This is a genomic window from Paracoccus sp. (in: a-proteobacteria) (genome assembly GCF_030538755.1).
Lineage (GTDB): Bacteria > Pseudomonadota > Alphaproteobacteria > Rhodobacterales > Rhodobacteraceae > Paracoccus.
This window is the reverse complement of the sequence record NZ_JAUNTJ010000023.1, coordinates 20,955-45,332: the sequence shown is the minus strand read 5'-3', so window position 1 is coordinate 45,332 and position 24,378 is coordinate 20,955. Positions and strand designations below refer to the sequence as shown.

Sequence of the window (24,378 nt, the reverse complement as noted above, 5' to 3'; positions counted from 1 at the left end):
GCTCGTTCGTGAAGTTCGACCACGACTTCATCGGCCGCGACGCGCTCGAGCAGATCGACCCCGCGACGCAGCGCAAGAAGGTCACGCTCGCGTGGAACGACGAGGACCTCGCGAAGCTCCTCACGACGGTGCTCGACCGCGACGGCGACGGCTACCAGTTCTTCGACCTGCCGAACGCCAACTACGGCTCGTCGAACTTCGACGCCGTGATCGACGCCGACGGCAACAACGTGGGGCTGTCGCTGTTCACGGGCGTCACCGCCAACGAGAAGCGCGGCCTGTCGCTCGCGACCGTCGACCACGACGTGCCGGAGGGTGCCGAGGTGCGCGTCGTGTGGGGCGAGCCGGACGGCGGCAGCGCCAAGACGACGGTCGAGCCGCACGAGCAGCTCGCCGTGCGCGCGATCGTGAGCCCCGTGCCCTACTCGACCGTGGCCCGCGAGACCTACCAGGGGGGCTGGCGCACCTCGAGCGCGAAGTAGCGGCGGCGCGACACCGCCGGTCGAGCGACGAAGGAGCCGAGGCCCCCGGGAGGTCTCGTCTCGCTCCGCTCGCTCGACCGTCGGAGGCGTCGCTGGCCGAGCGACGAAGGAGCCGAGGCCCCGCGTGCGTTGTGGTGTGTGTTCCTCGGCGTGTCGTGCACAAAACTGCGCGACACGCCGAGAACCACACACCACAACGCACGTGCTCGGGCGGAGCGCCCCTCGTGCGCAGGTCGAGCTGCCCGGGCGTCTCGCCGACCGAGCGAGGTCCTCGTCGCTGGCCGAGCGACGAAGGAGCCGAGGCTGGAAGGCGGCCGAGGCGTTCTCGGCCGCCGAGGCCGAATTGATCGCGGTGCGCGCGTCGCAGCTCAACGGATGCGCGTTCGCCTCGACCTGCACTCGCAGCAGCCGAGTGGGTGGCGGTGGCGATCAACGCGCGCGGCCGCGTCTCGATCCTCAGCCGCCATCCGGTGCGTCCGCGCGGCATCGATGGCAGGGTGGTGCCGTGAGCAATCTCGATCGGCACCCCGACGAGGCGGTGCTCGAACGCGGCCGACCGTGCAACGCGGTCGAGGTGCTCGAACCGCGCCTCGTGCCGCTCGGCGGGCCCCGCGCCATGACCGTGCATCGCACGCTGCCGCAGCGGGAGCGATCGATGGTCGGCGCGTGGTGTTTCCTCGACCACTACGGCCCCGACCACGTCGCGGCGACGGGCGGGATGCGCGTGCCCCGCCACCCGCACACGGGTCTCGCGACGGTGTCGTGGCTGTTCACGGGCGACATCGACCACCTCGACTCGGCCGGCAACGCCGCCGTGGTGCGCCCCGGCGAGCTTAACCTCATGTTCGCGGGGCGGGGCATCACGCACTCCGAGTTCAGCACCCCCGACACCGAGGTGTTGCACGGGGTGCAGCTCTGGTTCGCCCTGCCCGACGCGACGCGGTTCAGCGCGCCCGGCCTCACCCACTTCGTGCCCGACCCGGTCGAGGCACCGGGGCTCACGGCGCGCGTGTTCATCGGCGAGCTGCTCGGCTCGCGTTCACCCGTCGACACGCGCACGGGTGAGCTGCTCGGCGCCGAACTGCGCATCGATCCAGATCGATCGGTGACGCTCGATGTGCGAGCCGATTTCGAGCACGCGGTGCTCGCCGTGACCGGCACGGTGGCCGTCGATGGCACGCCCGTCGCCCACCGCGGGCTCGGCTCTGCGCCGCCCGGTGCCGCGTCGCTCACGCTCACCGCCGGGCACGGCGGCGCCCGCATCATCCTGCTCGGCGGCGTGCCCTTCGACGAGCAGATCGTGATGTGGTGGAACTTCGTGGGCCGCACCCACGACGAGATCGTCGAGTTCCGGCGCCGCTATCAGGCAGAGATCGGCGTCGACGCGCGCGGTGGGGCACCGGATGCGGGTGCGGGCGACGACCGTGACGCCGCGCTCTTCGGCCCGTTCCCCGAGGGGCAGCCGTTGCCGCTGCCGGCCCCCGAGCTGCCGACCGTGCGGCTGCGCCCACGCGATCGAGGCGGGGCCGCCGCGACCCCATCCGATGGCTGACGACGGCGACGCCGACCACGAACACGACCGCGAGGAGCGACACGATGAACGACGACGACCGCTTCGAGGTGCAGCACCGGGCCGACGAATCGCGCTACGTGCTCGTTGATCGCCGGCCCGGCGGCGCCGGAACCGACGAGGCCGCCCGAATCGACCCCGCCGCTGGCAGCGATGACGGTGCCCGCGGCGAGGCCGTGATCGGCGAGGAATCGTACGTCGACGTCGAGCCCGACGGCGGCGGCCCCGTGCACCGCGTGCTGTTCCACACGGGCGTCGACGAGGCCTACGGCGGCCGGGGCCTCGCGTCGGTACTCGTGCGGGACGCCGTCGACGACGTGGTCGCCCGCGGCTACCGCATCGTGCCCGTGTGCCCCTACGTCGCGAAGTGGCTGCCGAAGCACCCCGAGTACGCCGCCCACGTGGTCGAGCCGACCGACGTGCACCTTCGGGCTGTGCGCGAGCGGCAGCGCTGATCGGCACGTTGCCCGCGACGCGTGCGTGCGCGCGTCGAATCAACGACCAGGGCGGACATGGGCGAGCTGAGCTCGGGGAGTGAATGTCCGGTTGGGGAGCGGAGCCGGCTGCGCTCAGCTGTCGCTGCCGTCGCCGCGGAACCCCGGCTCGTCGGTGCGGGCGAGCATCGCGCGCAGCAGCGCGTTGAAGCGCTCGACTTCGCCGGCGTCGAGGCCGTCGAGGATGTAGTGCTGCCCGCTCATCGAGATGGGCAGCATCTGCGCGTGCATGGCTGCGCCCTCGGCCGTGAGGTAGAGCGGGCGCGAGCGCCCGGCCAGCGGCGACGACGCGACGAGGCCGCGCTCGAGCAGGATCGCCACGCTCTTCGAGACGATCGCCTTGTTGACGGCGATGAAGTCGGCGATCTCGGTGACGGTCGCACCGGGCCTCGTGCCGAGCGCCGAGATGATGCGCCAGTCGTTCGTGCCGAGATCGAAGCGCTCGCGCAGCAGGCGTGACTCGCGCCACACGAGCTTGTTCGACAGCAGTGAGACGAGCCGAGGCGTGAAGTTATCGGGGTCGATCGCGTCGCCGAGCGGCGTCGTCGTCGAGCCGGCGGGGGCGGCCGTGATGCGCTCGTCGTCGCCGGGGCTCGCGTCGAGGGGCGGCTCTGACGTGGCGGTCACTCGGCTCCCTTCGCGCGCGATCGGGGCGCAACGTTCCTTCAGCTTAGCCGTGGGGGTTTATTGGGGAGTCGATGGTGGTGGTTCCCGAGCGGCGCGCGAGCTCGGCTGGGTCGGGCAGCTCGTCGGGGGACACGATGTCGATCTCGGTGGTGTGCCGAGTGAAATCGCGGCGATTGTTGGTCAGGAACATGGTGGCGCCGCCGGCGACGGCGGTCGCCACGTGCGTCGCATCGGCCGCGCGCAGTCGATACGACACGGCGAACTCGAGGGCGAGCGTGGCCGTGTCGGTGTCGAGCGCGCGCAACTCGATGCGGCTCAACAGGCTCGTGAGCGAGGCGACCTCGCGTGAAGCGGGGTCGTCGCGGAGGGGCTTCGCGAGTACCTCGGTGAGGAGGAGCACCGAGCCGATTCCGACGGTCGCCGCGCCATCGGCAGCGCTCGGCGCGGTCGGCGATGTCGAGTCGGCGAAGAGTGGGTCTCGCCGTGCGTCGTGGCCGTCCGCGTCGCCGGTCGAGCGAACTTGCGCGCATTGACGGCTGGCGGGCCGGATGCGCGGGGGCGCGCGGGAGGGGAGTGCGGGTCGAGCTCCGCACAGCATCGCGCGTGCGCATACCGGGCAGGGTGCGCCGCGCGAGTCAACATGATGCGGATCGCTCATTCAAGCCGATGGTGTGTCTTCCGTTCGCATGCGGCCCGGTCACGAGCGCTCGCGTGTGGCATCAGAGGGTGGTGGGTCGCCGGCCGGGGATGCTGGGGCGATTCCTTGATGGGCGTTGCCCTGCCGCCTCGATGTGGCTCCGAGGGTTCGAGTGAGTGCGGAGACGCCCGCGACAAGGGCCGCGATGCCAAGGAGCGAGAACAACAAGACCTGCAGGAGGAGCTCAGTGCCAAACATGTCGACTCCGTTGTCTGATGTGGGGTGTTCGGAATGTTGGTCGATGCTGGCGCACGATGCTGGCACACGTCTGTGATCCCCTCGGGTGTGTCGTCGGTTCTCGTTCTGAGTGTGTCGTGAGAGGTGACGGGTGGAGGTGCCCCGGGGGGGGGGGGTGGCGGGGCAAGGCGCGGGTGGGCTCTTCCCCCGCCCCCCACGCCCCAGAGGATATTTGAGGACCAAAGATGGGGCGAATCAGGGGCGAATCATTCTTTTGCGTCCCCCTTTGATTCGGGCCGCGCGCGCCCTATATCTTGGCTTTCCTTACCTTGTGATTCGGGTCGCGCCGAATCGCTTTGCCCCCTCAGAAGGAGCCGCTGATGGCAGCCAAGGACGACGACGATCCCAAGACCGACAAGGACGATGCCGACCATTCGCTGGACATGAGTCAGGCCGCCGTCAAGCGTATGATCGCCGAGGCGCGCGAGCGGGGCTATATCACCTATGACCAGCTGAACACGGTTCTGCCGCCCGATCAGGTCAGCTCGGAACAGATCGAGGACGTGATGTCCATGCTGTCCGAGATGGGGATCAACGTCATCGAAGACGAGGGTGAGGCCGAGGAGCAGGACGGCGGCGCCATCGCCACCACCGGCACCACCGGGCGCGAGGTTGCGCTGGCTGCTTCGGAAACCGAAAAGCTGGATCGCACCGACGACCCCGTGCGCATGTATCTGCGCGAGATGGGCAGCGTCGAACTGCTGTCGCGCGAGGGTGAGATCGCCATCGCCAAGCGGATCGAGGCCGGGCGCAACACCATGATCGCGGGGCTGTGCGAGAGCCCTCTGACCTTCAAGGCCATCACCATGTGGCGGCAGGAGTTGCTGGACGAGGATATTCTGCTGCGCGACGTCATCGACCTTGAGACGACCTTTGGTCAGTCGATGGACGAGGACAGCGATGAGGCCGATCTTGAGGATGAGGCCTCGTCCGATCAGCCTGCCCGGCGCGAGGCCGAGACGGATGCCGACGGCAACCCTCTGCCCGTCGATGACGACGATGAGGATGAGGGCGCGAACCTGTCGCTGGCCGCGATGGAGGCCAGTCTCAAGCCCAAGGTTCTGGAAACGCTTGAGGCGATTGCCCGCGATTACGAAGAACTGGCCCATATGCAGGACCAGCGCATGTCGGCCACGCTGAACGAGGACGGCACCTTTACCGCGCGCGAGGAGATCGCCTATCAGAAGCTGCGCGGCGAGATCGTGGCTTTGGTCAACGAGCTGCATCTGCACAACAACCGGATCGAGGCGCTGGTTGACCAGATTTACGGGATCAACCGCCGCATCGTCAGCATCGATTCCGGCATGGTCAAGCTGGCCGACGCCGCCCGCATCAACCGGCGCGAGTTCATCGACGCCTATCGCGGGGCCGAGCTGGACCCGGCGTGGATGGACCGCATGTCGGCGCAGACCGGGCGCGGCTGGCAGGCGCTGTTCGACCGTTCGCGCGATCAGGTTGAAAAGCTGCGCGGCGAGATGGCCGAGGTCGGTCAATATATCGGCGTGGACATCGACGAATTCCGCCGCATCGTGAATCAGGTGCAGCGCGGCGAAAAAGAGGCGCGTCAGGCCAAGAAGGAAATGGTCGAGGCGAACCTGCGGCTGGTGATCTCGATTGCCAAGAAATACACCAACCGGGGCCTGCAATTCCTTGATCTTATTCAGGAAGGCAATATCGGCCTGATGAAGGCGGTGGACAAGTTCGAATACCGCCGCGGCTATAAGTTCAGCACCTATGCGACCTGGTGGATCCGGCAGGCGATCACGCGCTCGATCGCCGATCAGGCGCGCACCATCCGCATCCCGGTGCATATGATCGAGACGATCAACAAGCTGGTGCGGACGGGGCGGCAGATGCTGCACGAAATCGGCCGCGAACCCACGCCCGAGGAACTGGCCGAAAAGCTGCAAATGCCGCTGGAAAAGGTCCGCAAGGTGATGAAAATCGCCAAGGAACCGATTTCGCTGGAAACCCCGATTGGCGACGAGGAAGACAGCCAGCTTGGCGATTTCATCGAGGACAAGAACGCCGTCCTGCCGCTGGATTCGGCCATTCAGGAAAACCTGAAGGAAACCACGACCCGCGTTCTGGCCAGCCTGACGCCCCGCGAAGAACGGGTGCTGCGCATGCGTTTCGGCATCGGCATGAACACCGATCACACGCTGGAAGAGGTCGGCCAGCAGTTCAGCGTGACCCGCGAACGCATCCGCCAGATCGAGGCCAAGGCGCTGCGCAAGCTGAAACATCCGTCACGCTCGCGCAAGTTGCGGTCCTTCCTTGACCAGTGACAATCAGAGGCTGTGTTATTTTTTATACCGCAGCCTCGCCGTTGATCCTTGGGATAAGGCGGGGATCGACGATATTGCGCGGGTGGCCCGTGCCCGCAACAGCCTTTTGGGGCTGACCGGCCTGCTGCATTGCGAAGACGGTATGTTCTTTCAATGGCTTGAGGGCGCGGAAAGCGCGTTGAGAGAGGTTGTTTCCTCGCTCAACGCGGACCCCAGACATCAGGACATCGTTATTCTGGGCAGCGGTCCCTTGGCGGAACGGTATTTCCGGGGTTGGGATATGCGGCTGACAGGGGCGCGCGATCACTCGATTGTGGATTGGCTGGCAGCGGCGAATGTCTCGATTCGGGATGAGCAGGTTTATGGCCGGGAAATTTTGCGCTTTATGCAGAATATATCGTTTCAGGCAGGTGATTTAGCCTGAGGGTTACGCAATTTTAGCGCGATTATATGATTTATTCATTCAACTTTTAGGCGCTGAATCTGGTTAAGGCGCTGATTTTTATGCGGTAAAAATTTAACCTTTTATAAAGTTTTACCTTTTGCACGGCGTGAGCATGGGGTATTTAAGGGTGAGACGGCTATTGCCGCTTTTGCAGGAGTTAATGAGTATGAAAAATACACTGGCTTTGGGTGCGGCGCTGGCCGCAACGCTGGTTGCGGGTGCCGCAGGTGCGGCTGTCGTGACCGTTGGTCCGGGCGGCTATAACGATGGTTATGCCACCACTGTGACCTATAACGACGACAATCAGGCTGCTGGCCGCTCGACCGCGAATGGTCGTGCGAACGGGCTGAACGCGCTGGGCGCGACAGATGGGCAGTTCTTTGAAATCGGGAATTTCGACGAGGTGATCTTCACCTTCGGCACCAGCTTCAAGTCGCCCTCGACCGTGGCCGAAGTGACCTTTAACAACCGCGCTGGCTGGGTCGAACAGGCGCTGGTTTACGTCGGCAACCTGTCGAATCCGAATTCGTGGACTTTGGTTAACGAAGCCCCGATCAGCAATGCGAACCCGACCGCGACCTTTACCTTTGACGGTATCTGGGACGCGATGAAGTTCGTCCATTTCGACACCGGCAACCTGCGCGGCGCTGGCAGCTTTGACATCGACAGCGTGCGCGTGGCACCGGTTCCGCTGCCCGCAACGGGCCTGCTGCTGCTGGGCGCGCTGGGTGGTGTTGCCGCCCTGCGTCGTCGTCAGCGCGCCTGATCGCATTCACATTCTGAAGAAGGCCGTCGCACCCCTGTGCGGCGGCTTTTTTCGTTAAAATGCTATACAACGGGTTGCGCCAGACGGGATGTTCCGGCACGAAAGGGGAACAAACTGTGGGTTGTGATGCAGACCGATTGGCTTAACTCGTTCTTGACCGATGCAGATGCCCTGGCACGGCTGCTTGCGGGTGTTGTGGCGGTGCTGGTGGTCCTGCTGGTGCTGCATCTGCTGACGCGGCGGCGGCTTGCGGCGACACTGGCGGAGGCCGCGCGTGCTGAAATCGACGCCCGTCATCAGGCCGGGGAGGTGCAGCGGCTTGGCGAACGGATTGCGGCGCTGGAACCGCAACTGGATCGGGAACGACAGGCGGTGCGGGATCTGGCGCTGCGGGCAGGGCAATTGGATGTCCGGCTGGATGAACGTGCCGATGCGTTGTCGCGCCTGACCGAAGAACGCGACGGCCTGTCCGATGCGCTGTTTCGCGCGCGCGATGCTGCGGCCAAGCTGGAACGCGATCTGGCCGAGGCGCGGTTAAGCGCCGCAAAAGACCGCGAGGCAATGGGCCGCGACATCGCCACCTTGCGCGATCTGCGCGAGGAAATGACCGGGCAGTTCCGCCTGATGTCGCAGGAAACCTTGCGTTCGCAGGGCGAGGATATGCGGCGCGTGCAATCGGAACAATTGTCTGCCCTGCTGGTGCCGTTCCGCGATCAGGTGCATCGGTTTCAGACGGAATTGCAAACCCGAAACAAGGTGCTGGACGAAGAAGGCGCACGCCTGCGCGAACAGATCGAGGGCCTGCATCGCCGGTCCGAGGCGATCAGCCGCGAGGCCGTCGAACTGACCCGCGCGCTGAAAGGCGAAAAACAGCGCCAGGGTGCCTGGGGCGAGATGATTCTGGAACGAATTCTGGAAGATTCGGGCCTTGAAGAGGGGCGACATTACGACCTTCAGACTGCTTTCCGGGACGAAGACGGCAAGGGCTGGCGCCCGGATGTGATCGTTCGGATGCCGCGCGGCAAGGTGTTGGTGATCGACAGCAAGGTGTCGCTGAATGCCTATGAACAATCGGTCAATGCCGCCGAACCGGCCGACCGCGATGCCGCGCTGCGACGGCACGTTGCCGCGATCCGGGCGCACATCACCGCGCTATCGGCCAAGGGATATGACCGGCTGGACGATGCCTCGGTCGATTATGTGCTGATGTTCATCCCCATCGAAGGTGCCTTTTCCGAGGCATTGCGCGCAGATCCCGATCTGGCCAGCTTTGCGCTGGATTGCCGCATCGGACTGGCGACGCCCACAACGCTGATGCTGACGCTGCGCACTGTGGACCATATCTGGACGGTGGAAAGGCGCGAAAACAATGCGTTGGAAATCGCCCGCCGGGCGGGTGCGGTTTATGACAAGGTTGCCGGTTTCGTCGAATCGCTTGAGGCGGTGGGCAAGGCACTGGACGGTGCCACGCGCGCGCATGGGCAGGCGATGGACCGGCTGACACGCGGGCAGGGCAATGTCATCCGGCAGGTCGAAATGCTGCGCGAACTGGGTGCACGCACGCAAAAGCGCATCGGGCTTGACCATGACGGCGGCGCCACGGCGCTGCCCGAACCGGCAAGCAAAGCGGCGGAACAGGGGGCGGATTGACGCACCGGACATGGGTTGGCTGACCCGCCAGCAGGGCGTTAGGCCCCGCATAGCAACCATTTTGACGCCGCTATCTGGTTGAAATCTGCACCTCCGCATCTGGTGGCATCGCATCCCCGCTACCCAAGCGGTGCTACAGGGCCTATAGTGGTGGCGGATCGGGGCTGACAGGGGACAAGGGATGCGCTGCCCGTTTTGCGGAAATATCGACACCCAGGTAAAGGACTCGCGCCCGGCCGAAGATAACGTCGCGATCCGCCGCCGCCGCTTTTGCCCGGCCTGCGCGGGACGCTTTACCACTTACGAGCGCGTGCAACTGCGCGACCTGATCGTGGTCAAGTCAAACGGCAAGCGCGAAGATTTCGACCGCGATAAGCTGTCCCGCTCGATCCGTATCGCGATGCAGAAACGCCCGGTCGAGCCGGAACGGATCGACCAGATGATCTCGGGGATCGTGCGGCGGCTGGAAAGTTCGGGTGAAACCGACATCCCCTCCAAGGCGATAGGGGAAATCGTGATGGAAACCCTGTCGCGCATAGATAACGTCGCCTATGTCCGTTTTGCCAGCGTTTACAAGAACTTCCAGGACGCCGGCGACTTTGATAAATTCGTGGCCGAACTGCGGCCCAGCAGCCAAGAGTGAGCGTCCAGCCTCAGGACCAGACCCATATGGCCCACGCGCTGCGGCTGGGGCGTCGGGGCTTGGGGAATTGCTGGCCCAACCCTGCGGTCGGCTGCGTGCTGGTCCATAATGACCGGGTCGTCGGCCGGGGCTGGACGCAGCCGGGCGGCCGCCCTCATGCCGAAACCATGGCTTTGGCGCAGGCCGGGGATGCGGCGCGCGGGGCGGTGGCCTATGTCACGCTGGAACCCTGCGCGCATCACGGGCGAACGCCGCCTTGCGCCGATGCGCTGATCGCCGCAGGTGTGTCGCGCGTCGTCACCGCGCTGACCGACCCGGACCCGCGCACCGCTGGCCAAGGCCACGCGCGCCTGCGGGCGGCCGGGATCATTGTGACCGAGGGCGTCTGCGCAGATGCTGCCCGCGCCGATCAGATCGGGTTTCTGACCCGCGTCACCCAAGGCCGCCCGATGCTGACGCTGAAACTGGCGACCAGCCTTGATGGCCGAATCGCGACGGCTTCGGGGGAAAGCCAATGGATCACCGGCCCAATGGCGCGCCAGCATGTGCAGACCCTGCGGCTTGTCCATGACGCGATCATGGTCGGCGGCGGAACGGCCCGCGCTGACCGACCCAACCTCAACCTGCGCGGCCTCGGCCCGCAGCAACAGCCCGTGCGCATCGTCGTTTCCCGCCAACCGCTGCCAGACCTGCCGCCGCAAGGCCCGGACCACGGCCCCCTGTGGCACATCGGCGGAGCCCCGGCGGCATTCATGGCCGAACTGGGCGCGCGCGGCCTGACTCGCGTGCTGTGCGAAGGCGGCGGGCAGTTGGCAGCGGGCCTGCTGCACGCCGGGGTTGTGGATCAGATCGTGCTTTACAGCGCCGGTGTGCTGCTGGGGGCCGAAGGGCGTCCGGCGCTCGGCTCGCTGGATTTGCACCGGCTGGCAGACGCGCCGCGTTATCGCCTGACCGAAAGCCGACAGATCGGCCCCGACCTGATGCAAATCTGGCGCCGTGCTTGACCCGTATCTTTGGTCGGAAAATATCCTCGGGGGGAGTCGCGGAACGCGACGGGGGGGCAGACAGCCCCCCTAACGCCAGATCCAGCTTTGCCCCGCCAGTGCCCCCTGAACCTTGGCCAGCCATCTCAGGCCCGGTCCGCTGACTGACGAGGCCGGGTCAGACAGGCGGTCGATGGCGACCTCGGGCGGGCAGGGCAGGCCACGGATCGGGTCGAAATAGCGCGGATAGGCAATCAGGCAGGCATGGGCAAGCGCGTTCAGATCGGGCCGGGCCTGACGGCGCGCGGGAACAGGGCCAAGATCGCGCGTCAGGCCCCAGCCGGCATAAAAGGGCGCGCCCAATGTTACGACCGGCACCCCGCGCAGCAGCGCCTCAAAGCCCAGCGTGGATGTGATGGTCCAGACCTCATCAACGGCTGCGATCAGGGTTAACGGGTCACTGCCTGCCGCCACCACGTCGGCCAATTCAGCCAATTTCGCAGGCGGGATGTGGCCGGGCCGCAGGCCCGCCTCGACATCAGGATGGGGCTTGTAAATCACCAGCGCATCGGGGTTTTCGGCCCGCACCCGTGACAACAGGGCCAGATTGCTTTGTTCGCGCCCCGCGCCAAGGCGGATCGAGGCGTCATCCTCGACCTGACCGGGCACCAGAATCATGCGGCGGCCATCGCGCGGCGGCAGAGTGGGCGCGCCGGCGGACAGGTTGTATTTGCTCAGCCCCGCCTTGGTCAGTTGCGCGATCAGACGGGCCGCTCGATCCGCGCCGCCGGGCGGCGGACCTGCGGCAATCAAGCGTTCCAGCCTGCTTTCCCGGCTTGGATCATAGTAAATGCCGCAGTCATCCGCGACCAGCGACAGCGGCGGAACCAGCGCCGCCCCCAGACCGCGCGATCGCAGAAAACCGTCCTCGACCCGGATCGCCTGCGGCGCGGCCTCCGCCCTGTTCGCCCAGACCAGCGTCACCGCCGCCGATGGCTGCCGTGCAAAGCGCACCCCGGCACCGTTGCCAAAGATTCTGGCGATGGCCGGGCGTTTCCACAGGCGCATCCCATAGGCCAGATGGCCGCCGCGATCCTGACGAAAGGCCTTGGCCTCGGCTTCGATCTGATCCAGCGCGCCGTGGAAATCGGTCAGCCGGTCGCGGCAAGGGTCATACCAGACCGGCGCGAGCAGGTGGCTGGCGGCGAACAGATCTTGCGGCGCAGCCTGACCTCGGGCGGGCGCGGCATCATCATCCGACAGCCCCCAGCCCGCATAAAACGGCGCGCCGAACAGGCGGGGGTGGTGCCCGGCCAGCAGCGCCTCGTATCCCAGTTGTGAACTGACGGCATAGACGGCGCGGGCGTTTTCGACCAGCCGCCATGGCGAGACGGGCGCATCGCAAAATTCCTCGCCCGGCCGCAGATCGTCGCGGGTCAGATGGCCGGGGCGCAGGCCGGCGGCCGTTTCGGGATGCGCGCGGACCACGATGCGCGCTGCGGGATGTTCGTCGCGCGCCGCATCCAGCATCCGCAAAAACAGTGCCCGACCAGCCCCCCGCAGCGAGGCATCGCCGCGCGTCTGGTCGATCACCAGCACATAACCGGGCGCGGGCAGCGGCGCGTCGGGCAGGTGCGCATTGTATTTCGACAGATCGGCGGCGCGCAGGTGTTCCAGCGCGGCGGCGGCGTCGGCGCGATGTGGGGCCGCTTGTGGGATCAGGGTTTCAATCAACGAAGGCTGCGAAGGGTCGAAATGCACCCCATGCGGATCAATCAACAGGCCAATCGGCCCGCGTCGGGCCAGCGGCCCCCGCGCACGCCCCGGCAGGATCGAGCGCAAAAACGCATCCTCGACCGTGACGATCCGCGCGCCGCGCCGCGCTGCAACAGCGCGCCCGCGCCATGCGGTGGGGGATGCCCCCCAGATCGCGACGTGATCGCCGGGGCCGGGCAGCCCAAAGGTCAGCCGCCACCCCGCCAGCGTCAGGATGCGGCGCAGGCGGGGCTGGGTCCAGAAACCGCCGTTGAATGCGAACAGCCGCCGGGGATGATCCCCGGCGGCTGCGTCATACGATAGGGGCATTCGCGTCAGTTGCCGATGCTGCTCAGCCGGTCTGCTGTGGTCGCGCTGCCGGTAATGGCCGAAAGGGTCTTGCTCCACTGAACATAGGGGGCCTCGGTCACATAGATGGTGTCGCTGTCGCGGACAATGAAATCGCGCGCCAGGAACAGGCCGTTGGGCCGCGTCAGGTCCAGCACATAGGCGATCCGCTGCGTGCCGAAGACCGGCTTGCCCAGCACGCGGCTGGCCACCGATTCCGGTTCGTCGCGCAGCACGAAAACGCCGGTCGGGTCGGCAAGGTTCGAGTTGAGGCCGCCGACCATGGCGATCGCCTCGACCGCGTTGATCTGTTCGTTGCCCAGCGGCACCTTGGTCTGGCCGCCCAGCGCGCCAAGGGCGGTAAAGCTGCGCTGATCTTCCTCGACCAGAATGATGTCGCCGGGGCGCAGGGCGATGTCGTTCGAGCTGCTGCCATACAGATCGCGCAGCCAGACGCGGCCACTGTCGCTGCCACGCTTGACCGTGACGACGGCGATTTCGGGTTCGATGGCCACACCGCCCGCGCGCGCCAGCATGGCCGACAGGGTGCGGGTCGGGCGTTCGATGGGATAGACGCCCTGGCTCATCACCTTGCCCATGACCGAAACGGTCGCGCCGTCGCCCGCCATACGGGTCACGGTGACTTGCGGATCGGGGGTCTGCGCCGACAGGCGCGAGGTGATCGACTGACGCAACTGTTCGGGCGTGCTGCCTGCCGCGCGCACGCGCCCGGCATAGGGCACAAAGATATAGCCCTGGCTGTCCACCTGAATTTGCTGCAATTGCGTGGCGCTTTGGCCCAGACCGGCCAGCAGGCCGTCATCGACGTTTTCCCAGATCCCCAGACCCAGAACGTCGCCCGCGCGGATTTCATCGGCGCCAACCGCCCCCGCCGTCTGGAACGAGCGCGAAAAGCCGTAAGACGGCGCGAAATTCGCCGCGCGGGTGACGTGATCGTTCACATAGATCACATGGGTATTGCCGCCGCGTTCCACCGCGCCGCCGAAAATCTCGTTCTTGTTGGGGCCAGAACGGGGCAGCGCGCAGGCCGCAACCAGTGTCAGTGCGGCAAGGGCCGCAAGGCGCATCATGTTGCGCGAAAGGTTAAACTTCACCTCGGTAATCTCCTGTCCCGTCGTGATTCCCGCTTGGGGTGCGGGTTTTGGCCGTAATTCGTTGTAAAATACCCAAGTTGGTCAGTCTGCGCCACCATTTTGACCCCTCATCCATCGCGGAGGGCGAATTGTTGCCTTAATGTCGCCCGGCCGTTTGCCAGCATCTCATACGGGTCATCATCCATCAGGATCAGATCGCTGATGATGCGCAAGGCATGGTTGCGGGAACGCGCCGCGTAAAAGCCGCCCGGCACCTGACTGGTTTGCAGCAGATAGCTGCGATAGCTGCGATATGCCTCGCGGTTGGGGCGGTCGGGCTGGCGGATGAAATCGGCCAGCGACTGATCCGAGACCAGCCCCGGCTTGCCATAGACGGCGCGGCCAAGCGCCTTGACCGGCAGGCCGCGCCACAGCGCCTGCTGGGCCGCCGTGGAATTGACCGTGATAACCGACCGCGCCTGCGTCAGCAGCGAGGCCAGCTTGCCGCCGCGCACGAAATGCACCCGGTCCTGAATACCCAGCATATGGGCCTGTTCGCGGATGGCGGCGACGATTCGGCCGCGCCCGTCCTCTAGCGGGTGGGCCTTGAAGACGATGCGGTGGTGGCGCGGCGCATGTGCGGCAAATTCGCGCAAACACAGGTCGGTAAAGTCGCGCTGCCGCCGAAAGGGGGAATGCGCCTGAAAATTGCTGTCATGTTCCAGTTGCAGCAGCACCAGAACGAACGGCCAGCCCCCCGCGTTGATCGAGCGCACCGCCCGTGCCCGCAGCAGCGCATCCAGCGGCGACAGGATCAGGCGGCGCAGATGCAGGCGAAATTCGTCGAACACCGGGATGGCGCGGTGGCTGCGGAACTGGCGAAAGCGCCGGTTCGCGGCCAGAATCATAAAGTGATACAGCGCGCCATAGAATTTGTGTTCGCGCATGTCGCCCCAATGCGCAGGCGGGCGCGGCATCTCGTCCCCGGCATCGGCCAGCGTGGCGCGCATTTCGGTGATGGGGATGTTCATCAGCGCGGAATGCCCGTTTGAACCGCCGCGTTCATAGCTGATCCAGAAGGGGCGCAGATAGCCTTCCTCGAACACATGCAGGCGCAGGCCGCGCCGGCCGGCCAGTTCACGCGCCGCCGCATGGGCCGGGCGCACGTCGCCATACAGCACGATGTCGGTGATCCCCTTGTCGCGCACGATCTGCGCCAGCCGGGCGGGCCATGCGGCAATCGGATCGGTAAAGGGAATGAAATGCGCCCGGTCACGCCAGAAAAAGGAATCGCCCGCGTTGAAGCCGACCCGCCACACCGTCGCGCCCGCATCGCGCAGCAACCTGCCCAGCCGGTCAAAGAACGGCCCGTGCGGCCCCTGCAACATCAGAAAGTGCCGCTGCGCCGGGGGCTGACCCTGCGGATTGGCGGCATCTGAGAGGCGAACGACCTTTTCGAACATGACCTGCCCGCAAATGACAACGACACCCCGGCAACATGGCCAAGGGCAAGATGCCCTGCCGACAGATGACGATGGCGGGGCGCGGTTAGCAAATTTCGCACACAGGGGGCGATCAGCGCCTTATTCCTCTGCACATATTCGCCAGATCTCACATAATATTTAAAAAACCCATAATCATCAGAGACTCAACCTGTCTTTTCGGCAGGGCAGGGGCGTTTTCACCTGCTTGCGCCCGCGCGGGCGATGGCCTAGGCCAATAGGGCACCTGCCTGAATGGGAAAAGGGGACGGCATGTTCACCGGGATCATCACCGATATTGGCACGCTGCGCACGGTCGAGATGCGTGGCGATATGCGGGCGCGGATTGGCTGCGCCTATGATATGGCGGGCGTCGATCTGGGCGCCTCGATCGCCTGCGACGGGGTGTGTCTGACCGTGGTGGCCAAGGGCGACGACTGGTTCGACGTTGATATTTCCGCCGAAACCCTGTCGAAAACCAATCTGGGCACCTGGGCCAGCGGGCAGCGCGTCAATCTGGAACGCGCGCTGCGTGTGGGCGACGAACTGGGCGGCCATATCGTCAGCGGCCATGTCGATGGCGTGGCGCGGATCGTGGACCTCTGCCCCGAGGGCGACAGCCTGCGCCTGACCTTCGATGCCCCCGCCGCACTGGCGCGGTTCATTGCGCCCAAAGGCTCTGTCGCGCTGAACGGCACCTCGCTGACCGTGAACGAGGTGGACGGCACGCGCTTTGGCATCAACCTGATCCCACACACGCGTGAGGTGACGAACTGGGGCGCGGCGCAGGCGGGCGATGCGGTCAATCTGGAAATCGACACGCTGGCCCGCTATGTTGCGCGGCTGGCCGAGTTTGGCTGAACGGGTCGTCTGGCCGACGCATTTTTAAGGGATATGCCCATGCAGTATGAAAACCCCGGTCCCGTCGAGCGCGATCTGGCCGATGTGATCTCGCCGGTGGAAGACATCATCAACGATGCCCGCAACGGACGCATGTTCATTCTGGTCGATCACGAAGACCGCGAGAATGAAGGCGATCTGGTCATCCCCGCGCAAATGGCCACGCCCGAGGCGATCAACTTTATGGCGACGCACGGGCGCGGGCTGATCTGCCTGTCGATGCCGGGCAGCCGGATCGACGCCCTTGGCCTGCCGCTGATGTCGTCCAAGAACTCCAGCCGGCACGAGACCGCCTTTACCCTGTCGATCGAGGCGCGCGAGGGCGTGACCACCGGCATTTCCGCCCATGACCGGGCGCGCACCATTTCCGTGGCCATCGACCCGACCCGCGGGGCCGCCGATATTGCCTCGCCGGGCCATGTGTTCCCGCTGCGGGCGCGCGATGGCGGGGTTCTGGTGCGCGCGGGCCATACCGAAGCGGCGGTGGATATTGCGCGGCTGGCCGGGCTGAACCCCTCGGGCGTGATCTGCGAGATCATGAACGAGGACGGCACCATGGCCCGGCTGCCCGACCTGATCGGCTTTGCGCAAAAGCACGGGCTGAAGATCGGCACCATCAGCGACCTGATTTCCTATCGCCGCCGCCATGACAATCTGGTCAGCCAGCAGTCGCAATCCACCGTGACCAGCCGCTTTGGCGGCGAATGGGATATGCGGGTGTTCAGCGACGTGACGCAGGGGGCCGAACATATCGTGCTGATAAAGGGCAGCCTGACCGCCCCCGGCCCGATGCTGGTGCGGATGCACGCGCTGGACCCGCTGCATGATGTGCTGGGTATCGGGCGCGAAGCTGCCGGTGATCTGTCCATCGCGATGGAGGAAATCGCGCGTGAGGGGCGCGGCGTCGTGGTGCTGATCCGCGATCTGTCGCCCGCGTTGCCCCGTCCCGGAGAGGTGGGGGCGCATACGCTGCGCAACTATGGGCTGGGGGCGCAGATCCTGTCGGCGCTGGGCCTTTCGGATCTGATCCTGCTGACCAATTCCGCCCCGGTGAAGGTTGTCGGGCTTGACGCCTACGGGCTTTCGATCCATTCAACCCGTCCGATTCCCAAGGAATAAGCCATGGCCGCCAGCATCGAACATCACCAGCTTGACCTGCCGCGTTTCGACAGCCCGGTGCGGCTGCTGATCGTGGTGGCGCCCTATTACAAGGCGATTGCCGCTGATCTGGTGGCCGGTGCGCAGGCGGTGGCAGCCCAGGCGGGGGCGGTCTGTGATGTGGTTCAGGTGCCGGGCGCGCTGGAAATTCCGCCCGCCATCGGGCTGGCCGCGCGCCATGCCGATTATCACGGCTTTGTCGCGCTTGGCTGTGTCATCCGGGGCGAGACGACGCATTATGATACGGTTTGCAATGACAGCTCGCGCGGGTTGATGGAGCTGGGGCTGCAAGGCCATGCCATCGGCAACGGCATTCTGACGGTGGAAAACGTCACGCAGGCCGAGGTGCGGGCCGATCCCGCCGGGCAGAACAAGGGCGGCGGCGCTGCCGCTGCCGCGCTGCACCTGATCGCCCTGCAACGGCGCTGGACCGCCCGCCCCGCGCGCGAGGTGCTGCGCGCCGATCACGACCCGGTGCGGCTGGCTGGTGCCATCGACGGGGGGAACGCGGTATGACCCCGACCGACAAACGCGCCCGCAGCGCAGCCGCGCGGCTGTATGCCGTGCAGGCCCTGTTCCAGATGGAAGCCGCGGGCATATCCGCCGACCGCGTGATGCGCGAGTTCGAGGATTGGCGCATCGGCGTCGAAGACGACGATGCCCCTTCGCCCGAAGCCGATTCCAATCTGTTCCGCCGTCTGGTCGATGATGCCGTCACCTGGCAATCCAAGGTGGACAAGGCCACGGATCACGCGCTGGTCGCCAAATGGCCCATCGACCGCATCGACCCGGTGCTGCGCGCCCTGTTCCGGGCGGCAGGGGCCGAACTTGTGACCCCGGCGACTCCGCCCAAGGTGGTCATCACCGAATATGTGCGGCTGGCCGAGGCGTTTTTCCCCGAGGGACGCGAGCCGAAATTCGTGAATGCCGTGCTGGACCATATGGCGCGCGAATTGCGGCCTGACGCTTTCTGACCCGGCGCAAGCTGCCTCTGGTCGCGGGGTGGAAACGTGCTATCATCGATGGCAAGCCCTGCCGAGGAAGCATGTCATGCCCAAACTTGTCCGTCTTTATATCACCCATGTTCTGATCGGCTTTGCCATCGCGGTCGCCTTTACTGCGCTGCTGATCGGGCTGAATGTCGCCAACTTGCAGCATCTGGTCATGAATGTCCGGGGCGGCTGGCTGGCGGTGGTGATGCTGGTTGTGTTCAACACCATCGTATTCGGCGGCGTGCAATTTGCCATCGCGGTGATGCGCATGGCCGAACCGGAAACCCCGCCGCGCGGCGGATTGCGCCAGCATTTGTTTACCCGTCCCGCGCTGATCCGCGCCACGGTCGAGTCGAAACGGGCGGCGTCGCGTTCCTGACGGCCATTTATTAACATCTCGCCGTGTCGATTGTGCAACAGGGGCATGGTTAACGTTAACGGAAAGTGCCGCCTAAAAAATAGGCAAAAATTTTCGATCACAAAAAACTGTAACAATGGCGGCGCCTCAACCATCGGTTGAGGCGCTTTAAGTTTCAATAATACAAGGGTTTTACTGCAGTCGCGTAAAAGTTCCGCCTTGGTTCTGTAAGATTTCGTGTAGGCTGAAATCCGCCGTCGCGATCGGGGTCACAGGCGCGTGATGCGACAAATGGTGGATTGATCGGCCTTGCCCCCCTTAACCATCCGGGCACTGCGGACTAAATCGGCATGGCAAGGATGTTCCGGCCCCAACAGCCGGGATGACCGCAAGAAAACCTTACTCAATGAGGTCGTAAAATGAAAAATATCGCTTCCCTCGCCGGCGCTTCGGCCATTCTGGTCGCTCTGTCCGTTCCTGCTTTCGCTCAGTCGGAAATCGCCACCGGTGCAAACGCTGCTGGCATTACCGAAGTTAACGAAGCCATGACCGACGTCGAAGACGCCGTTCGTGACGATTTTGCCCGTTCGCAGGACCGTGACCGCTTTGGTCCGGCTGACCGCCGTCAGGGCCTGTTCGGTTCGGTCGCGCTGACCTATGCCGGTTCCTCGGGCAACACCGACGAGCAGGACTTTGCTCTGGCCGCCCGCCTGAACCACAATCAGGGTCAGTGGGCACAGTCGCTGGGTATGCTGCTGGAATTCGGTGAAAACACCGAAGGCACCAAGGACAAAGAAGAAACCTACGTCATCTATGATGGCCAGTATTACTTCGATGACCGCCTGTATGGTTTCGTTCTGGGCCGTCTGAGCACCGACGCTCTGGCCGAAGGCGACAACCTGCGTCGCGACGGCTTCCTTGGCTTTGGTCCGGGTTACCGCGTTCTGAACACGCCGGACACCACCTGGCGCGTGCAGGCCGGTGTTGGTATCCGCTACACCGCGACCGCCAACCAGCGTGACGGTCTGGCCGACGAAAGCTCGACCACCGAAACCGGTTACATTCTGGCTTCGCGCTTCTACCACCGCTTCAACGAGAACGTCTTTGTCACCAACGACACCGACATTCTGTCGTCGAGCGATGCTGGCGACGCGATCACCAACGAGCTGGGTCTGAACCTGCGCATGTCGGACGCTTTCGCGACCCGCGTGTCCTACACCACCGAATACCAGTCGGAGCGTGAAATCCGCACCGACAACAAACTGGGTGTTTCGCTGGTTTACGGCTTCTGATCCAACCGGATCGGATCTGAACGGGGGCGGCCTTCGGGTCGCCCTTTTTCATGCGCTGCGGGCGGATATGAAAAACGCCGCCCCGCAGGGCGGCGTTTTCAGGTGGCGGGAACCGTAGCGACCGCGGCGGCAACAGATTTCCCGAAAGCCTGACTAATCAGGTGGGCGCCGGGTAACATAGCCAGGGCCATGACAGAGCCAGCCCCCTCGGAAAATTTATAGGCCAGTGGAAAAAAGGCCGCACGCGAGAAGAACAGAAACCCGCCGGTTGTCTAAGATAGGCGCTGTTGCGCGGGTTTCAAGGTCGTATGCGTATTTGGGCAAACAGGAAGCGGCTTGCGCTTTGTTTTCGGTTTGTTCATGGTGGCGCGCATGGATCAGCTTTTGCCTTTGATGCCCGGACAGCGGCTGGCGCGCGGTGCGGCGCGGTTGTTGCGCAGTCTGGGCCATGCGGTTCTGACTGAATTTGTCCCGGTGCGCGGGTTGCGTGTCGATCTGATAACCCTTGGTCCCAAGGGCGAAATCTGGATCGTCGAATGCAAAAGCTGCCGCGCCGATTTTGCCGGGGATCGCAAGTGGGGCGGGTATCTGGATTGGTGCGACCGTTATTTCTGGGCTGTGGATGCCGATTTTCCGGTCGATCTGCTGCCGCCCGACACCGGGCTGATTCTGGCCGATGCCTATGGCGCCGAACTGGCCCGGATGCCGCAAGAGATGCGGTTGGCTGCTGCGCGGCGCAGCCGGATCACCCGCGATTTCGCCCGTGCGGCGGCGTTGCGGCTGCACGGGGCGGTTGATCCTGCTGTTATCAGCGACGGGGGGCTTTAGGTTTGCCGGCCGGGGCCGGGGCGTCCATGCTGCGGGCTGCTTCGGCGGCGGCGGCCAGTTCTTCGGCGATTTCCAGCGCCTCGTCCGGGTCGAAATCCAGCGGCAGTTCGATTCCGCCTTCGGCCTCGACATAGATGCGCACCATGCCCTGATCGGTGGGGCCGATTTGCAGGTTGGCGGCGATGTCGCTTTGTTTGTTGATGCTCATGGCTTGGTTCCTTTTGCCCCTGCTTAACGCGCATGAAAATTCCCGGCAAGTCGGGCTTGCATCAGCGCGCGGGGCGGTTTATGGACACGCCCTGTGCCGCCTTAGCTCAGTTGGTTAGAGCGCTAGATTGTGGATCTAGAGGTCCCCCGTTCGAGCCGGGGAGGCGGTACCATCCCCCTTAGTCCAGAAGATCGAACAGCACCCGGCGCATCAGGCGCAGGCCGACCGGGATCAGCGCGTCGGGAAAGTCGTAATCCGGGTTATGCAGCGCAGGTCCGTCGCCCGCCCCCAGCAGCACCATTGCGGAACGCACGCCGGCGCGGCCAAAGCGGCCAAAGTCTTCGGATGCGCGCATGGGCAGGTCGGCGGTCGAGCGGGTGATTCCCTCGGCATCCAGCGCGTCTTGCAGGATCAGCGTGGCGCGGGCGTCGTTGGTGCAGGCGGGGAAGATGTCGTCATGGCTGATCGTCAGGCCCAGCCGGTGCGTGTCGGCGGTTTGCTGGGCCAGGGTCTGCGCCTGATTCAGCAGGTCGGCCATGCCATCGTCATCGCGGCTGCGCAGCGTCACCCATAGTTCGGCATCGCCCGGCGCAACGCCAAAGCTCGCATCGCCAAGGCGCGCATGGGTCACGGTCGCCAGCCGAAAGCCGCTGTCCTGCGGGCCGCTGCCGTGTGACAGCGCGCCAAGCGCCGGGATCAGCGCCGCCAGTGCCGGGACGGGGGAAATGCCGGTATCGGGCTGGCTGGCATGGGCCGTGCGCCCGCTCAGCCGCAGCCGCAGCCCGCGCGAGGCGCAGTTGGCGGCACCCGGCGCAAGGCGGGCGTGACCCAGCGGGACGCCCGGCATATTGTGGATCGCAAAGGCGTAATAGGGCGCGATCTGTGGCCAGCGGGGATCGGTGATGACAGAGGCCGCGCCCATGCCGTTTTCCTCGGCGGGCTGGAACAGCAGGATGACGCGCCCGCGCGCCGGACGCCGCGCGCCGATCAGCGTCGCAACCCCGGCGAGAATCGCCATATGCCCGTCGTGGCCGCACATATGCGCCTTGCCCGGCAGGGTGCTGCGATACGGGGCATCGGATTGTTCGTGGATCGGCAGGCCGTCCAGCTCGGCGCGCAGCATCACGGTGGGACCGGGGGCGGCCCCGCGCCAGATCGCGGCAACGCCGTGGCCACCCAGCCCGGTCAGCAGATCGTCAGGCCTGGTGTTGCGCAGCACCTCGGCGATCAGGGCGGCGGTCTGGCCTTCATCGCCTGACAGATCGGGGCTGCGGTGCAGCCGGTGGCGCAGCGCGATCAGCGTGTCGATCAGCGCGCCGTCACCGGGCTGGCCGATCTCGGGCAGATCCTGATTCGCCTCGGCCCACAGGCTGAGGTTTTGCAAATATTTATCGTTCGTCATGGAACAATCCCGCCCCGCCCCTTGTTCTTTCCCCGACAACCTATTGCAGACTAAGGAGTCCTTCCATGTCCAATCACGACAAGACTGCCGAAGAACTGAAAAATGATGCCCGCGACGCCGCGCGCGATGTGCGTGACGCCGCCCGCGAGACGGCGGATGATGTAAAATCCGGCGTCAGCCGTCTGGCATCCGATGCCCGCAGCAAGATCGACGAACTGACCGGCAACGACCCCGTGTCGCGCCTGAAAGACAAAGGTCAGGAAGTGCTGGATCAGGCGCGCGAGGTGGGCCGCGAATATGCCGATATGGCGCGCGAAACCGGCGAGGAATATGCCGCGATTGCCCGCGACAAGGCGCATCATCTGTATGAGGAAGGCCGCCGTCACGCGGGCGACGCCGCCCATTATGCCGAAGAACGCTATGACGAACTGTCCGATCTGGTCCGCCGCAAGCCTGCTCAGGCCCTTGGGATTGCGGCTGGCGTCGGCTTTCTGATCGGTCTGGTTCTGGCGGCGCGCCGGTAAGGGGCAGTCATGTTCGATTATGCGCGCAATATGAAACTGGCGCTGGCGGACACCGCACGGCGGACGGCCTTCAAGGCCGCTGCCGGGGTGGTGATCGCCGTTGGTGCCGGGTTTCTGCTGGCCGCGCTGTGGAGCTTTCTGGCCACTGATCTGGGGTGGGGGTCCACCATGGCCTCGCTGGCGGTGGGGGGTGGCTTTGTCGTGATCGGTGTCATCGTGATGCTGGTTGCGGGCAAGGTGCGTCACCAGCCGCCGACCACGGATGACCTGAAGGCCGAGGTCGAGGCGCGGATCAGCCTTGCGGCGGATGCTGCCATGAACCGCGCTCAGTCCGAGGCCGCCCGCTTTGCCGATATGGCCGAAAACCGGGTGCATTCGCTGATCGACCGCGCCAGCTATCAGGCCAGCAAGGTTGTCGGCGATGCCGAACGCAGCGCCTATGGGTTCGCCCGCAACACGGCCCGCAGCGTGGGTCTGACGGCGGAAAACCTGAACACGGCGCAGGAAAAGGTGGACGAGGCCCGCCGCATGGCCCGTGACGCCGGTCACAAGGTCAGCGAAGCCGCGAACACCAATGCGGGCAGCATGGCCAAGCTGGTCGGTGCGCTTGCCGTGGGTGTGGCCCTGGCATCCAAGGTGCAGGACTGGCGCCGCAGCGATCAGGACGTTGACCCGGAATGGTATGACGATCCCTATGACGACCGGCGGTATTGACGAAGAAAGCAGCCCCCAAGGGGGCTGTTTTATTCTGATTTATTCTGCCCCGCCGTTGTGCAGACGCTCGACCAGTTCGCGAAGATCGCGGTTGGAAAAGGGCGAGGGCAGGCGGTCGTGCCCTTGGCCGATCACCGCGTCTTCGCTGTCGGTGCCATCGCGCAGAACGATCCGCCCCTGCACACGCTGCGCGAGAGCATGCAGGCCGCTTGGGTCCAGATCAGCCAGTGCCAGCTTGGTGATAAAGATCGTGCCGTTTTCCGGCGTGCTGCCGTTCACTTCGTCCATGTCGCGCAGGTGATGCACATGGCAGCCGGGGCTGGCCAGTTCCAGCCCGGCACGCATATCCGAGGCGATAAACAGATCGCGCTCGATAATGCAAAAGTGAAGCGGCCGCTGTGTCATGGCGGCAATGTGAACGGCGTTTGGTCATCGCTCAATA

Annotated in this window: 25 protein-coding genes, 1 tRNA gene and 1 pseudogene; 19 read left to right on the top strand and 8 right to left on the bottom strand. The window is 65.1% G+C overall.

Annotated features, from left to right (window positions below):
- The 3 genes and pseudogenes from Q4G14_RS12920 to Q4G14_RS12910 all read left to right on the top strand — a co-directional run.
- Positions 1 to 482 (top strand): annotated as a pseudogene (locus tag Q4G14_RS12920) (aminomethyl transferase family protein); the annotation flags it as partial.
- A 505-nt stretch (positions 483 to 987) separates the two neighbouring features.
- Positions 988 to 2,034, top strand: coding sequence for a pirin family protein (locus tag Q4G14_RS12915; RefSeq protein WP_303362167.1), 1,047 nt, complete (start codon positions 988 to 990; stop codon positions 2,032 to 2,034).
- 44 nt (positions 2,035 to 2,078) lie between these two features.
- Positions 2,079 to 2,507 (top strand): GNAT family N-acetyltransferase, encoded by a 429-nt coding sequence (locus tag Q4G14_RS12910; RefSeq protein ID WP_303362166.1) that lies wholly within the window; start codon positions 2,079 to 2,081, stop codon positions 2,505 to 2,507.
- 114 nt (positions 2,508 to 2,621) lie between these two features.
- Here the strand turns inward: Q4G14_RS12910 and Q4G14_RS12905 are convergent, their stop codons facing one another.
- Together Q4G14_RS12905 and Q4G14_RS12900 are read right to left on the bottom strand one after the other, a co-directional pair.
- Complete coding sequence (locus tag Q4G14_RS12905; RefSeq protein WP_303362165.1) at positions 2,622 to 3,173, bottom strand: MarR family winged helix-turn-helix transcriptional regulator; 552 nt, start codon at positions 3,171 to 3,173, stop codon at positions 2,622 to 2,624.
- A gap of 43 nt (positions 3,174 to 3,216) precedes the next feature.
- Positions 3,217 to 3,831, bottom strand: coding sequence for a PIN domain-containing protein (locus tag Q4G14_RS12900; RefSeq protein ID WP_303362164.1), 615 nt, complete (start codon positions 3,829 to 3,831; stop codon positions 3,217 to 3,219).
- Positions 3,832 to 4,427: 596 nt separating this feature from the next.
- On the opposite strand from Q4G14_RS12900, the gene rpoD reads away from it, so the two are divergent.
- From rpoD to ribD, 6 genes are all read left to right on the top strand, one after another.
- Positions 4,428 to 6,395, top strand: coding sequence for an RNA polymerase sigma factor RpoD (gene rpoD, locus Q4G14_RS12895; RefSeq protein ID WP_303362163.1), 1,968 nt, complete (start codon positions 4,428 to 4,430; stop codon positions 6,393 to 6,395).
- Positions 6,385 to 6,819 carry a BLUF domain-containing protein gene (locus Q4G14_RS12890; RefSeq protein ID WP_303362162.1) on the top strand — a complete coding sequence of 145 codons (435 nt, stop codon included), beginning with the start codon at positions 6,385 to 6,387 and terminating at the stop codon, positions 6,817 to 6,819. The genes rpoD and Q4G14_RS12890 overlap by 11 nt, the downstream gene beginning before the upstream one ends.
- Positions 6,820 to 7,006: 187 nt before the next feature.
- The gene (locus Q4G14_RS12885; RefSeq protein WP_303362161.1) at positions 7,007 to 7,606 is read left to right on the top strand and encodes a VPLPA-CTERM sorting domain-containing protein; all 600 of its coding nucleotides are present in this window, start codon (positions 7,007 to 7,009) and stop codon (positions 7,604 to 7,606) included.
- A 153-nt stretch (positions 7,607 to 7,759) separates the two neighbouring features.
- Positions 7,760 to 9,256: a DNA recombination protein RmuC gene (gene rmuC, locus Q4G14_RS12880; RefSeq protein WP_303362160.1), complete on the top strand. Its 1,497-nt coding sequence runs from the start codon at positions 7,760 to 7,762 to the stop codon at positions 9,254 to 9,256.
- A 181-nt stretch (positions 9,257 to 9,437) separates the two neighbouring features.
- Positions 9,438 to 9,899, top strand: coding sequence for a transcriptional regulator NrdR (gene nrdR / locus Q4G14_RS12875; RefSeq protein WP_303362159.1), 462 nt, complete (start codon positions 9,438 to 9,440; stop codon positions 9,897 to 9,899).
- Positions 9,896 to 10,903, top strand: coding sequence for a bifunctional diaminohydroxyphosphoribosylaminopyrimidine deaminase/5-amino-6-(5-phosphoribosylamino)uracil reductase RibD (gene ribD, locus Q4G14_RS12870; RefSeq protein WP_303362158.1), 1,008 nt, complete (start codon positions 9,896 to 9,898; stop codon positions 10,901 to 10,903). Before nrdR ends, ribD begins: the two co-directional genes overlap by 4 nt.
- Before the next feature lie 69 nt (positions 10,904 to 10,972).
- Here the strand turns inward: ribD and Q4G14_RS12865 are convergent, their stop codons facing one another.
- The 3 genes from Q4G14_RS12865 to Q4G14_RS12855 all read right to left on the bottom strand — a co-directional run bounded on the left by Q4G14_RS12865 (position 10,973) and on the right by Q4G14_RS12855 (position 15,542).
- Complete coding sequence (locus Q4G14_RS12865) at positions 10,973 to 12,967, bottom strand: capsular polysaccharide biosynthesis protein (protein WP_303362157.1); 1,995 nt, start codon at positions 12,965 to 12,967, stop codon at positions 10,973 to 10,975.
- A gap of 5 nt (positions 12,968 to 12,972) precedes the next feature.
- Positions 12,973 to 14,076 (bottom strand): polysaccharide biosynthesis/export family protein, encoded by a 1,104-nt coding sequence (locus Q4G14_RS12860; protein WP_303362169.1) that lies wholly within the window; start codon positions 14,074 to 14,076, stop codon positions 12,973 to 12,975.
- Between the two features lie 131 nt (positions 14,077 to 14,207).
- Entirely contained in the window at positions 14,208 to 15,542 is a 1,335-nt protein-coding gene (locus Q4G14_RS12855) for a capsule biosynthesis protein (RefSeq protein WP_303362156.1), read from the bottom strand.
- Between the two features lie 291 nt (positions 15,543 to 15,833).
- Here Q4G14_RS12855 and Q4G14_RS12850 point away from each other — a divergent pair, with 291 nt between their 5' ends.
- From Q4G14_RS12850 to Q4G14_RS12820, 7 genes are all read left to right on the top strand, one after another.
- The gene (locus tag Q4G14_RS12850) at positions 15,834 to 16,421 is read left to right on the top strand and encodes a riboflavin synthase (protein ID WP_303362155.1); all 588 of its coding nucleotides are present in this window, start codon (positions 15,834 to 15,836) and stop codon (positions 16,419 to 16,421) included.
- Positions 16,422 to 16,460: 39 nt separating this feature from the next.
- Positions 16,461 to 17,579 carry a 3,4-dihydroxy-2-butanone-4-phosphate synthase gene (gene ribB / locus Q4G14_RS12845; RefSeq protein WP_303362154.1) on the top strand — a complete coding sequence of 373 codons (1,119 nt, stop codon included), beginning with the start codon at positions 16,461 to 16,463 and terminating at the stop codon, positions 17,577 to 17,579.
- Between the two features lie 3 nt (positions 17,580 to 17,582).
- On the top strand, positions 17,583 to 18,134 hold the full coding sequence (locus tag Q4G14_RS12840) for a 6,7-dimethyl-8-ribityllumazine synthase (RefSeq protein WP_303362153.1): 552 nt from the start codon (positions 17,583 to 17,585) through the stop codon (positions 18,132 to 18,134).
- A complete protein-coding gene (nusB, locus tag Q4G14_RS12835) occupies positions 18,131 to 18,592 on the top strand; it encodes a transcription antitermination factor NusB (RefSeq protein ID WP_303362152.1) in 462 nt (153 codons plus the stop codon). The genes Q4G14_RS12840 and nusB overlap by 4 nt, the downstream gene beginning before the upstream one ends.
- 76 nt (positions 18,593 to 18,668) lie before the next feature.
- Entirely contained in the window at positions 18,669 to 18,989 is a 321-nt protein-coding gene (locus Q4G14_RS12830) for a hypothetical protein (protein WP_303362151.1), read from the top strand.
- Positions 18,990 to 19,387: 398 nt separating this feature from the next.
- Positions 19,388 to 20,260 carry a YdiY family protein gene (locus Q4G14_RS12825; RefSeq protein WP_303362150.1) on the top strand — a complete coding sequence of 291 codons (873 nt, stop codon included), beginning with the start codon at positions 19,388 to 19,390 and terminating at the stop codon, positions 20,258 to 20,260.
- Positions 20,261 to 20,620: 360 nt separating this feature from the next.
- Positions 20,621 to 21,088, top strand: a complete 468-nt coding sequence (locus Q4G14_RS12820; protein ID WP_303362168.1) for an MmcB family DNA repair protein — start codon at positions 20,621 to 20,623, stop codon at positions 21,086 to 21,088.
- Here Q4G14_RS12820 and Q4G14_RS12815 read toward each other — a convergent pair.
- Positions 21,069 to 21,296 carry a DUF6324 family protein gene (locus tag Q4G14_RS12815; RefSeq protein ID WP_303362149.1) on the bottom strand — a complete coding sequence of 76 codons (228 nt, stop codon included), beginning with the start codon at positions 21,294 to 21,296 and terminating at the stop codon, positions 21,069 to 21,071. The genes Q4G14_RS12820 and Q4G14_RS12815 overlap by 20 nt on opposite strands.
- A gap of 95 nt (positions 21,297 to 21,391) precedes the next feature.
- Between Q4G14_RS12815 and Q4G14_RS12810 the strand changes: the two genes are divergently transcribed.
- Positions 21,392 to 21,468, top strand: a tRNA-His gene (locus Q4G14_RS12810).
- A 6-nt stretch (positions 21,469 to 21,474) separates the two neighbouring features.
- Here Q4G14_RS12810 and Q4G14_RS12805 read toward each other — a convergent pair.
- A complete protein-coding gene (locus Q4G14_RS12805; RefSeq protein ID WP_303362148.1) occupies positions 21,475 to 22,698 on the bottom strand; it encodes an amidohydrolase in 1,224 nt (407 codons plus the stop codon).
- Positions 22,699 to 22,763: 65 nt separating this feature from the next.
- On the opposite strand from Q4G14_RS12805, the gene Q4G14_RS12800 reads away from it, so the two are divergent.
- Both Q4G14_RS12800 and Q4G14_RS12795 read left to right on the top strand, forming a co-directional pair.
- The gene (locus Q4G14_RS12800) at positions 22,764 to 23,222 is read left to right on the top strand and encodes a DUF883 domain-containing protein (protein WP_303362147.1); all 459 of its coding nucleotides are present in this window, start codon (positions 22,764 to 22,766) and stop codon (positions 23,220 to 23,222) included.
- A gap of 9 nt (positions 23,223 to 23,231) precedes the next feature.
- Positions 23,232 to 23,936, top strand: a complete 705-nt coding sequence (locus Q4G14_RS12795) for a phage holin family protein (protein WP_303362146.1) — start codon at positions 23,232 to 23,234, stop codon at positions 23,934 to 23,936.
- A gap of 39 nt (positions 23,937 to 23,975) precedes the next feature.
- Here the strand turns inward: Q4G14_RS12795 and Q4G14_RS12790 are convergent, their stop codons facing one another.
- Positions 23,976 to 24,341, bottom strand: coding sequence for a hypothetical protein (locus Q4G14_RS12790; RefSeq protein ID WP_303362145.1), 366 nt, complete (start codon positions 24,339 to 24,341; stop codon positions 23,976 to 23,978).
- Between the last annotated feature and the right edge of the window lie 37 nt (positions 24,342 to 24,378).